We start from the raw sequence: 9,485 nt of genomic DNA on the forward strand, positions 1-9,485 counted from the left end.
GCCATCGGCCGAGATCTCCGACAGCCGATCCTCAACGCTCCAGAACCCCAGTGGTCGTGACATGCCAATCCTCGTCTCATCCCCGCATCAATGAATCATGCAGACAGGCCAAAGACGAGAGGTTTCCGGAACCGTCCAGCTTCAAATCCGCGTTCTCGCCGAATGAAGCGATACTCCCAGCCTGCTGTATCGGCAGGCCGGGATACGCCGACCGTCCGCGTCGCCCGCGCCCCGCAGCAGGGCGATCGGAGCCATGAGCGCACGGTCACGAGGTTCCCATAGGCCAGCGGGATCCAGAGACTCCATGGGGTTTCCAATGATACAGGCAGTCCCCCAGCCTCGGATCAAGTTATCGAAGCTACGCGATGTCGGTTGGGCACTCTGGGATCCCATCGGATTGCTGGACCCAAAAGTCCGGGCAGGCAGGTGGGACGACGAAACCAACCTGTCTTTCGCGGACGAATACGACAGCTACCTGATAGCGGCGGCGTCCCATCTACGCCGGGGAACACCCCGCGATGAGGTCGTCGGGTTTCTGGTCGAGATCGAGACCCAGCACATGGGAATGGGCGACAGCACGAGCGCCCGGTCGCGGGCGGAAGCGGTCGTCGACGCGATCCTCACCGATGAGACCATCTGGACATTGCCTGATGCCAGGGACGGTTCGCCCAGAGCGACTGACCGCTTTGTCCCAGTACAGACGGACCTGAGAGGGTCCTCCCCTCACGGGTGCCTCTTACAAATGGGCGGCCTTCTCAGGCTGAACAGTCATGTCCTTAATTCCGCATTCGCCGCTCGCCTGCACCAGCAATCCGTGCAGTTCGGAAATCACCACACCGCGAGTGCCATTCGCGCGCTCGACGAGGCCGATCTGGCGCACGAGCTGCGGGGAGCCAAAGGGAACACAGATCAATGGCTTGGAGCAGTCGTCGATAGCCACCTGCGGCACGACCGATACACCAAGCCCCTCCGCCACGAAGGACGCTATTGTCGAAATCATGTCGATCTCGGCCACTTCGTTCAGGCGGATATTCATCCGCGCCAGTTCGAGGTCGATCATATGCGCCAGCGGCACGTTGGAACTGAAGCGCACATAGGGGCGGTTCTTCAGCAGTTCCTCGGCCGTTGTCTCGGTCGTGCCGGGTGGGGCAATCAGGAACAGTGGTTCGCGCCGGAACGGTCGCCAGCGGACGCCAGCGGGAAAGCTGATATGCTCCGCGACCATCGCCGCGTCGAGTCGCCCCGAGGCCACGTCCTGCAACAGGCTCTCGGACGAGGCGATGCGGAGTTTTATCCGCAGATCGGGATGCAGCCCGTTCAGCTTTCGGATCGCACGAGGTAAGACGGACAGGGCACTGGTCCGGACCGCACCAAGCGCCAGCGTGCCGACGATGCGCCGCCCCGTCACCACATCCATCGCGCGGTCCATCGACTGCAGCAGTTCCTTTGCGGATACAACCATCTGCTGCCCCGCGATCGTCAGTTGTGGTGGGCGGCAGCTGCGATCAAAAAGCGGGACACCGACCTCGTATTCAAATGCCTGCATCTGTTGGCTGACTGCGGAAACCGAGAGGTGGACCATCTCTGCCGCACGGGAAAAGCTGCCTGCTTCGGCAATCGCCACGAGGGTCTTCAGCTGCCGTGCATCCATCGTTTGAAGATTTCCTTAAGATAAATTTCAGAAATACGCGCTTTTTTTAAATATGTCTATCTGTAAGTTACGACCTCATCGGCCCGCGGTTGGGGTCGCCGAGGAGAAAAAATGCCAGATACCGTGCTGATCACAGGGCCGAGCCTTGCTCCGGCCGCCGTGGAAGTCTTGGAAACCGCAGGGCTGGTGCCGGTTTACGTGCCCCCCTACAGCGCGGGCGACGGACTGCTGGAGGCTGTGATCTCGGCGCGCCCTGTCGGGATCCTGTCGCGGATGGGTCGCATCGACGGCCCGGTCTTCGACGCCGCACCGCAATTACGCGTCATCTCAAAGCACGGGGTCGGCGTTGATAATATCGACCTGCATCAGGCCAGCACCCGCGGGGTGCCCGTGGTGGTGGCGGCAGGGGCAAACGCGGTTTCGGTCGCAGAACATGCGATGGCGCTGATGTTCGCGGTCGCCAAGAAGATCATTCCGTTGGATGCAGGCCTGCGCGCCGGACGCTGGGAAAAGCCCGGGTTCAAGGGCCGGGAACTGGCGGGACAAAGCATCGGCCTGGTGGCATTCGGCTCCATCGCCCGGCAGACCGCAATCTTTGCCAAGGCATTCGGCATGGAAGTCTTTGCCTATGACCCCTTCGCACCGGATGAGATTTTCGCGGCCAATGGCGTGACCCGGCTCGCGACCCTCGAAGAGCTCTGCGCCCGCTGCGACGTCATCAGCCTGCATTCGCCACTGACCGCACAGACCCGCGGCATCATCAATGCCCAGCGGATCGCGCTGATGAAACCCGAGGTGATCATCGTCAACACCGCGCGCGGCGCGCTGATTGACGAACCGGCGCTAGGTTCCGCTCTTGCTGTGGGCCGGATCGCCGGTGCTGGTCTTGATACATTCGCGGTCGAGCCTCCGCCTGCCGATCACCCGTTCTTCAGCGAGCCACGCCTCGTGATGTCGCCCCATATCGGCGGCGTCACCACGGCCGCGAATACCCGCGTCGGCGTCGAGGCCGCGCAAGGCATCGTCGACATGCTTGCAGGACGTCCCGTCGAACCTGCGAGGATCGTGAACCGTGCCGCCCTTGCGGCCATAGCCTGATAATTCCGGAGGAAAGAATGACCATAGGCTTCCGCATCCTGCCCCGCAGCCGCGCCGTCCCGGCTGAGCTTGTCGCGCGTTTCGCCAAGCTTCCCGTCGCCAATGTCAGCGACAGCATGCACCGCATGACCGCTGCCGGGCCGCGTCTGATGAAGATGCACCGCGACGGCGTGCTGGCCGGTCCGGCGATCACCGTCAAGGCGCGCCCGGGCGACAATTTGATGCTGCACAAGGCCATCGACATGGCCCAGCCAGGCGATGTGATCGTCGTCGATGCGGGGGGCGATCTGACCAACTCGCTGATGGGCGAGTTAATGTTGGCCTATGCCGTCAAGCGCGGCGTCGCGGGTTTCGTGCTGAATGGCGCGATCCGGGATGCGGATGCGTTCCTACAGGTGAACCTGCCAGTCTTTGCAGCGGGCGTGACCCATCGCGGCCCCTACAAGGACGGCCCCGGAGAGATCAACGTGCCCATCGCCATCGACGGCATGGTGATCGAACCGGGCGACCTGATCCTTGGCGACAGCGACGGGGTGCTGGCGGTGCCGTTCGACGTGGCGGAAACCGTCTATGCGGGAACCGCCGCCAAACAGGATGCCGAGACAAAGCAGATGGCCGCGATCGAGGCCGGGACCAATGACCGCTCCTGGGTCGATCTGGCGCTGCGCAAGCTTGGCTGCGAAATCCCCGAAGGGGTGTAAGGAAGACGGCGCTGGAAGCGCCGGAATATCAGGGAGGAGACCCAACAATGAAACTCGTCAGATCAGCGGCACTTGCCGCGGCACTTGCAACGGCTTCCGCGGGTGCGGCTTTCGCCGACTGGCCCACGGATCGCCCGATCGACCTGATCGTGGCCTTCGCGCCGGGCGGCGGCACCGACATCATGCTGCGCGCGCTGGCGCCCTTTATCGAGGCCGAGCTTGGCACCCAGATTCCGGTGATGAACCGTCCTGGCGCCTCGGGCGAGATCACCTATACCGCGCTGTCGCAGGCCAAGCCCGACGGTTACACGATCTCGTCGCTGAATACGCCCGGTTTCCTGACCATGCAGATCGATCGCAAGCTGCGCTACGACCCGGCGGATATCTGCCCGATTGCCCGCATCGTCGAGGATCCGGGCACCTTCGTCGTGAAGCCCGACAGCGAGTTCAAGACCCTTGCCGATCTCGTCGCCTACGCCAAGGCGAACCCGGGCAAGGTCTCGGTTGCGACGACCGGGATGGGGACGGACGAACATCTGGCGCTGCTGCAACTTCAGCAAGCGGTGGGGATCAAGCTGACCGCCGTGCCGTTCGCGGGCGCCAACGAGGCCAAGACCGCGCTGCTTGGCGGCCATGTCACCATGATCGGCCTCAATGTCGGTGAATATGCCACGGCGGACAAGAATTCCTTCCGCGCGCTCGCGCAATTCTCTGAGAAACGGTCGGTCTTGGCCGAGGATCTGCCGACCGCCAAGGAACAGGGCTTCGACGTGATCATGTCGTCGGAGCGTGGCATGGCGGCCCGCTGCGACGTGCCCGAAGAAATCCGCACGAAACTTTCCGCCGCCGTTGACAAGGCGCTGGCCGACCCCGAGTTCCAGGCGATGGCCAAGCAGCAGGCCTTGCCGCTTGCCTATGAATCGGGTGCCGACTGGACGGCGGCGATGCCCGCGCGGTTGGAACGCTTCCGCGAGATCTTCGCGCTTCTTAAGGCGACCCAGTGATGGCTGGTCCGAGCGCGACCGCCAAGGGCGACCGGCCCGACCTGCTGACCGCGGCAATATTCATCGGTCTGGGCGCGCTCGGGCTTTTCCTCGCACGCGGCCTTGACTTTGGCACCCCATCGATGATGGGTCCGGCTTTCTTGCCGCGGATCGTCAGTGTGCTGCTGATTGCCATCGGCGCGGTCGTTGGCCTTTCGGCCCTCGGCCGCCCTGCGGTGGCGATCGAAGCGGTCAGGCTGCGGCCGGTGATCGTCATCACCCTGTCCATCGTGGTCTTTGCCTATGCCGCGACCCATCTGGGCTTCGTGATCGCATCGTTCTGGCTAATCATTGCGGGCTCTCTGGCCGATCCCGGCGGACGCTGGTGGCACACGCTGGCGCTCGCCGCGGGTCTGACGATCTTCGGCGCATTGGTCTTTGTCTACGGGCTTGGGGTCCAGGTGCCGCTCTGGCCGTTCTGAACCTGATGGCCGGGACCGGCGCCGCGGCGCGGTCCCAACCCACCAATCCTACGCCTTGGGGAGGGCCGGATGTCTTTCTTTGATCTGCTTCTGATGGGGTTCAGCGAGGCGATGACCTGGCAGAACCTGTCCTTCTGCCTGCTCGGCGCGCTTCTTGGAACGCTGATCGGCGTGCTGCCGGGGATCGGGCCGACCGCGACCATCGCGGTGTTGTTGCCGATCACCTTCTACCTGCCACCGCTTGCCGGCATCATCATGCTGGCCGGGATCTATTACGGCGCGCAATACGGCGGCTCGACCACCGCCATCCTCGTGAACCTGCCGGGCGAGGCTTCCGCCGTCGTCACCGCGCTGGACGGATATCAGATGGCGCAACAGGGCCGCGCGGGGGCCGCGTTGGCAGTGGCGGCGCTGGGATCGTTCTTTGCGGGCACGGTCGCCACCTTTGCCATCGCCATCGCGGGGCCGATGCTGTCGCAATTCGCGCTGAATTTCGGGCCGGCCGAATATGTCTCGCTGATGGTCTTCGGCCTCCTCGCTGCTACGATCCTTGCGTCTGGCCCGGTGCTGAAGGCGGTGGGGATGATCCTGATCGGCCTTCTGCTCGGCATGGTCGGCACCGATCAGGAAACCGGGGCAGAGCGTCTGACCTTCGGCGCGCTCGAACTTTTCGACGGCATCGATTTCGTGGTGATCGCCATCGGGCTTTTCGGTTTTTCCGAGATCATCGCGAATCTCGAACGCTCCGGCTCGGACAATGTGAAGCTGGCCCCGGTGACGCGGCTGTGGCCGACCAAGGACGATTTTCGCCGCTCTTGGGGTGCGGTCCTGCGCGGCACGGGCATCGGCACTCTCCTGGGCCTGCTGCCCGGAGGCGGTGCAACGCTTGCTTCGTTCAGCGCCTATTCGCTGGAAAAGAAGGTTTCAAAACACCCCCAGAAGTTCGGAACCGGCGTTGTCGAGGGCGTGGCCGCGCCAGAAGCTGCGAATAACGCAGCCGCGCAGTCGTCGTTCATCCCATTGCTGACGCTTGGGATTCCGTCGAACAACATGATGGCAATGATGCTGTCGGCCTTCATGATCCACGGCATTACCCCGGGACCGACCGTGCTGACCAACCAGCCCGAGATCTTCTGGGGCCTTGTTGCCTCGATGTGGATCGGCAACGCGTTGCTGGTGCTGATCAACCTGCCGATGGTCGGGTTATGGGTGAAGCTGCTGACGATACCCTATCGCTTGCTCTATCCGGCGATCCTGCTGTTTTGCTGCATTGGTGTATATTCGATGAACAACCGGATCTTCGACGTAATGCTGGCCGCAGGGTTCGGGCTTCTCGGCTATGCCTTCCGCAAGGCCAAATGCGAGCCGGGGCCTTTGCTCCTCGGATTCGTCCTCGGCCCTCTGCTCGAGGCCAACATCCGGCGCACACTGCTGATCGAACAGGGGGACCCTGGTATCTTCGTCGAGCGTCCCATCAGCCTGGTGATGCTGTCGGCGACGGTAGTGCTGCTGGCGCTGATGATCCTTCCCTCGTTCCGCAAGACTCGCGAAGAGGCCTTCCAGGAAGAGGAATCGTGAGACTGAACGGCCGCAATCAACTGTCCGAGACGATGAAGAGAGGCGGTACCGACAGGCTAGAGAACGTGGTCATCCCACAAGGGTCAGACGTCGCGCACCACCCCGCCATCGGCCCTGGCCGGGACCGGTGACGGGGTCAGTTTAGCAAAGCCCAGATACAGAAGGGTCAGGGCTCAATTTACGACGTTTTTCACAAACCGAACAGGGTCAGGGCCATCATTGTGGTAACTATAGCTTTGTGATGTTGAGAAAACTGTGAAATCGTTGGCCCCCAGGATAGTTGTTGCGGATTCCGTCTTAACTGTGAGCGTGCCTTTAATTACGAAAATCATTTCGTGCCAACCTGGTGGATCAGGCTCGGCAAGATAGCGGTCGCCGGGGGCCAGCTCCCAAATCCAGAGTTGTGCTTCCGCCCGTGCCGGAACGGCACTTAATAGCCGCGCAGCGCTCCCCGGCGCTCCGCACCAGGCAACTGTGTCGATGTGGGGACCTGTCCTGCCCGGCTCGGTAACCAGATCAACGAACCCCACTTCGAGGGCGTTTGCCAACTTATCCAAGCTCGCAAGACTGACATTCGCTTCGCCGGACTCAACACCAATGATAAGTCGACGGCTGATGCCTGAGGCTTCTGCCAAGGCGATCTGGCTAAGTCCGCGCTCTCGGCGCAGGCGTCGGAGATTGGCCGCGACATGCGCGAGAACATCAGGAATGGGTTCTTGATTGTGCATTATATTGCCTATATGGAATGAGCATCATGATGCACATTCCTCGTTTTCGCAACCTCCCCATGGCCGAACTGTCTTTGATCGGTGTTACCATCCTCTGGGGAGGGACGTTCCTCGTCGTCCACATCGCCGTGGAAATGACCGGCGCGCTGTTCCTGGTCGGCCTCCGGTTCCTCATCGCAGGCCTCCTTGCTCTGCTCTTTTGCTGGGGTAACCTTCGACAGCTGACACGGACCGAACTCTTCGCAGGAACCGCCATCGGCTGCTCGATCTTCACGGGCTATGGCTTGCAAACTTACGGCCTTCAAACAACTGAAAGCAGTACCTCTGCCTTCCTAACTGCACTCTATGTCCCGCTGGTGCCGCTTCTCCAGTGGATCGTATTTCGTAAGCCGCCCGCATTGTTCAGCTGGCTTGGGATCGCTTTGGCGTTCGTGGGACTACTATTGGTCTCCGGGGGCGGTGCCGGCGCGCTAACCCTCTCAGAGGGCGAAATAGCCACCCTGATCGGAACACTTGGTATTGCTGTTGAAATCATGCTTATCGGCTACTTCGCCCCGTTTGTTGACAGTCGCAGGGTGACGGTGATCCAGCTTTTAGCCGTAGCGGCCTTCGCTTTTGCGTGTATGCCACTGGCCGGTGCTGGGTTGCCGTCATTTTCCTGGGTCTGGATCGCGGCCATCGGAGGGCTCGGGGCAGCCAGCGCCATCATCCAATTGGCGATGAACTGGGCGCAGAAAACCGTGTCGCCGACACGTGCCACGGTAATCTATGCCGGTGAACCGGTATGGGCCGGGATTCTGGGGCGTATTGCAGGAGAACGCCTCGGCCCACTAGCCTTGGTGGGTGGCGCGCTGATCGTCGTGGGAGTGCTGGTAAGTGAATTACGCCCGGCGCGACCTGTGGTGCGGTCAGATGCGTCGGAGAATAGAGCGTAATCGCCGGCAAAAATACCCGTTACCTGTCTGCCTTCGGCAGAAAAGTCCATGAAGGGGCCATCCAGACATGGATGTCCCCGAGGATGCGAATGTGCTTCAGTGGGCCGTGTGGCCGCCGCCATCCTCTTCCCGCAACGTCTCAATCTGGAAGGTGACCGGGACTTTCCCAGCCTTCTCGAACACCAGCACAGCCGGAGCGGAATCCCCCGCGGCCCAGGTGATGCCGGCGAGGCCGGAGAACACCACCTGATATTCCTTGGGGTTAAACTTCACCGTTTCGCCCGGCGCAATTTCAACGCGGTCGATAGGCTCCCATATCGTTTGACCCCGGAAATGCGTTGCATGGAAAAGCTGGGCGTTACCATTCGCGTGCAGGACTGCATCCAGGTGGTCGGGCTGCTGCCCTTCATTGGTTACCGAGAAATAGCCGGCCGCTGTGGGGGCTGAGCTGGGGGTCTCAAGGCTGTACGGATAGGTGACAAGCAGGTTTCCAGCCCGGAAATCATCAGCAAGAGCGGGGATGGACAACAGCGCGACGGCCGCAGGAAGATAGCGGAACATAGTGACTCCGTGAAGGTAAGTAGGTAACCGCGCCGTCAATCCGGGCGCAGCTCCGAAAATGTGCATTATGATGCACCTTCATATAGGCAATATAACGCACAATCAAGAGCCACTTCCTGATGTTCTCGCGCATGTCGCGGCCAATCTCCCAGTTGGGGACATACGTGGCGCTGAACTCATCAGGCAACCTGCCCGCGATCCGGTGCATGCCAGCCGGATCAGCCCCGAAGCTGTGTCCCGGGCTGGCAAGAACCGCGATCTGGGCCGGGACGGCGTTGCCGAGATCCGGGACCGCATTGCCCAGTGACCTGCCACTGGTCTTTCATCCAGGCGCGACCGGAGCCGGTAGTTGATTTGCCCTGCCTACCAACTTTGGACCGCCTGAAGTCGGAGTTTCAGGCCCTGTTCACGGCGGCGGGCTGGTGGCGCCGTCGGGAAAGTGCAGCGCGCTCGGGACGTTGTAGCCGATGGCGCTGTGGGGGCGATCGTCGTTGTAGTGTCTACGCCAATCCTCCAGCTTTTCGGCCGCGTCCGCAAGGCTCATGAACCAATGGGCGTTCAGGCACTCGGTCTTAGGTAGCAAACCCACCATAGCGTTGACGCAGTGGGTTTTGAGAACATTATGTGAACATGATGGCTCTGGAGGCCTCCATGGCGCAGCACTTTCTTCTCTCCGCGGCGGCACGAACACTTTCGCTCAAGGTGATTTTCTCCGATGGCGAGGAGGCCGCCTATCGCCGGTTCTGCCAGCTGCGCTGGCCAGAGACA

General features: G+C 61.8%; 9 protein-coding genes and 2 pseudogenes. 7 read left to right on the forward strand and 4 right to left on the reverse strand.

The features are described 5' to 3' along the window. Positions 1–736: 736 nt before the first annotated feature. Entirely contained in the window at positions 737–1,651 is a 915-nt protein-coding gene (locus VNQ78_RS21535) for a LysR family transcriptional regulator (RefSeq protein WP_325694196.1), read from the reverse strand. A gap of 111 nt (positions 1,652–1,762) precedes the next feature. Between VNQ78_RS21535 and VNQ78_RS21540 the strand changes: the two genes are divergently transcribed. From VNQ78_RS21540 to VNQ78_RS21560, 5 genes are all read left to right on the forward strand, one after another. Beyond that, positions 1,763–2,749, forward strand: a complete 987-nt coding sequence (locus tag VNQ78_RS21540) for a hydroxyacid dehydrogenase (RefSeq protein ID WP_325694199.1) — start codon at positions 1,763–1,765, stop codon at positions 2,747–2,749. Positions 2,750–2,766: 17 nt separating this feature from the next. Further along, the gene (locus VNQ78_RS21545; RefSeq protein WP_325694201.1) at positions 2,767–3,450 is read left to right on the forward strand and encodes an RraA family protein; all 684 of its coding nucleotides are present in this window, start codon (positions 2,767–2,769) and stop codon (positions 3,448–3,450) included. A gap of 47 nt (positions 3,451–3,497) precedes the next feature. Beyond that, the gene (locus tag VNQ78_RS21550; RefSeq protein ID WP_325694204.1) at positions 3,498–4,454 is read left to right on the forward strand and encodes a tripartite tricarboxylate transporter substrate binding protein; all 957 of its coding nucleotides are present in this window, start codon (positions 3,498–3,500) and stop codon (positions 4,452–4,454) included. Further along, positions 4,454–4,915, forward strand: a complete 462-nt coding sequence (locus VNQ78_RS21555; protein WP_325694207.1) for a tripartite tricarboxylate transporter TctB family protein — start codon at positions 4,454–4,456, stop codon at positions 4,913–4,915. The genes VNQ78_RS21550 and VNQ78_RS21555 overlap by 1 nt, the downstream gene beginning before the upstream one ends. Positions 4,916–4,984: 69 nt before the next feature. After that, complete coding sequence (locus VNQ78_RS21560) at positions 4,985–6,493, forward strand: tripartite tricarboxylate transporter permease (RefSeq protein WP_325694210.1); 1,509 nt, start codon at positions 4,985–4,987, stop codon at positions 6,491–6,493. A gap of 173 nt (positions 6,494–6,666) precedes the next feature. Here VNQ78_RS21560 and VNQ78_RS21565 read toward each other — a convergent pair whose 3' ends face one another. Beyond that, entirely contained in the window at positions 6,667–7,221 is a 555-nt protein-coding gene (locus VNQ78_RS21565; RefSeq protein WP_325694212.1) for an XRE family transcriptional regulator, read from the reverse strand. Positions 7,222–7,247: 26 nt separating this feature from the next. Here VNQ78_RS21565 and VNQ78_RS21570 point away from each other — a divergent pair, with 26 nt between their 5' ends. After that, positions 7,248–8,156 carry a DMT family transporter gene (locus VNQ78_RS21570; protein ID WP_325694215.1) on the forward strand — a complete coding sequence of 303 codons (909 nt, stop codon included), beginning with the start codon at positions 7,248–7,250 and terminating at the stop codon, positions 8,154–8,156. A gap of 96 nt (positions 8,157–8,252) precedes the next feature. Here the strand turns inward: VNQ78_RS21570 and VNQ78_RS21575 are convergent, their stop codons facing one another. Beyond that, a complete protein-coding gene (locus VNQ78_RS21575) occupies positions 8,253–8,717 on the reverse strand; it encodes a copper chaperone PCu(A)C (protein WP_325694218.1) in 465 nt (154 codons plus the stop codon). Positions 8,718–9,123: 406 nt separating this feature from the next. Beyond that, a pseudogene (locus tag VNQ78_RS21580) lies at positions 9,124–9,291 on the reverse strand (integrase core domain-containing protein); the annotation flags it as partial. Between the two features lie 77 nt (positions 9,292–9,368). Between VNQ78_RS21580 and VNQ78_RS21585 the strand changes: the two are divergent. Continuing rightward, positions 9,369–9,485 (forward strand): annotated as a pseudogene (locus VNQ78_RS21585) (IS1595 family transposase); the annotation flags it as partial.

The organism is Paracoccus sp. (in: a-proteobacteria) (assembly GCF_035556475.1).
Classification (GTDB): domain Bacteria; phylum Pseudomonadota; class Alphaproteobacteria; order Rhodobacterales; family Rhodobacteraceae; genus Paracoccus.

What these genes read in the sequence shown, in the direction of transcription:
- VNQ78_RS21535 (WP_325694196.1), bottom strand. Translation starts at nt 1,651, where the DNA reads ATGGATGCACGGCAGCTGAAGACCCTCGTGGCGATTGCCGAAGCAGGC.
- VNQ78_RS21540 (WP_325694199.1), top strand. Translation starts at nt 1,763, where the DNA reads ATGCCAGATACCGTGCTGATCACAGGGCCGAGCCTTGCTCCGGCCGCC.
- VNQ78_RS21545 (WP_325694201.1), top strand. Translation starts at nt 2,767, where the DNA reads ATGACCATAGGCTTCCGCATCCTGCCCCGCAGCCGCGCCGTCCCGGCT.
- VNQ78_RS21550 (WP_325694204.1), top strand. Translation starts at nt 3,498, where the DNA reads ATGAAACTCGTCAGATCAGCGGCACTTGCCGCGGCACTTGCAACGGCT.
- VNQ78_RS21555 (WP_325694207.1), top strand. Translation starts at nt 4,454, where the DNA reads ATGGCTGGTCCGAGCGCGACCGCCAAGGGCGACCGGCCCGACCTGCTG.
- VNQ78_RS21560 (WP_325694210.1), top strand. Translation starts at nt 4,985, where the DNA reads ATGTCTTTCTTTGATCTGCTTCTGATGGGGTTCAGCGAGGCGATGACC.
- VNQ78_RS21565 (WP_325694212.1), bottom strand. Translation starts at nt 7,221, where the DNA reads ATGCACAATCAAGAACCCATTCCTGATGTTCTCGCGCATGTCGCGGCC.
- VNQ78_RS21570 (WP_325694215.1), top strand. Translation starts at nt 7,248, where the DNA reads ATGATGCACATTCCTCGTTTTCGCAACCTCCCCATGGCCGAACTGTCT.
- VNQ78_RS21575 (WP_325694218.1), bottom strand. Translation starts at nt 8,717, where the DNA reads ATGTTCCGCTATCTTCCTGCGGCCGTCGCGCTGTTGTCCATCCCCGCT.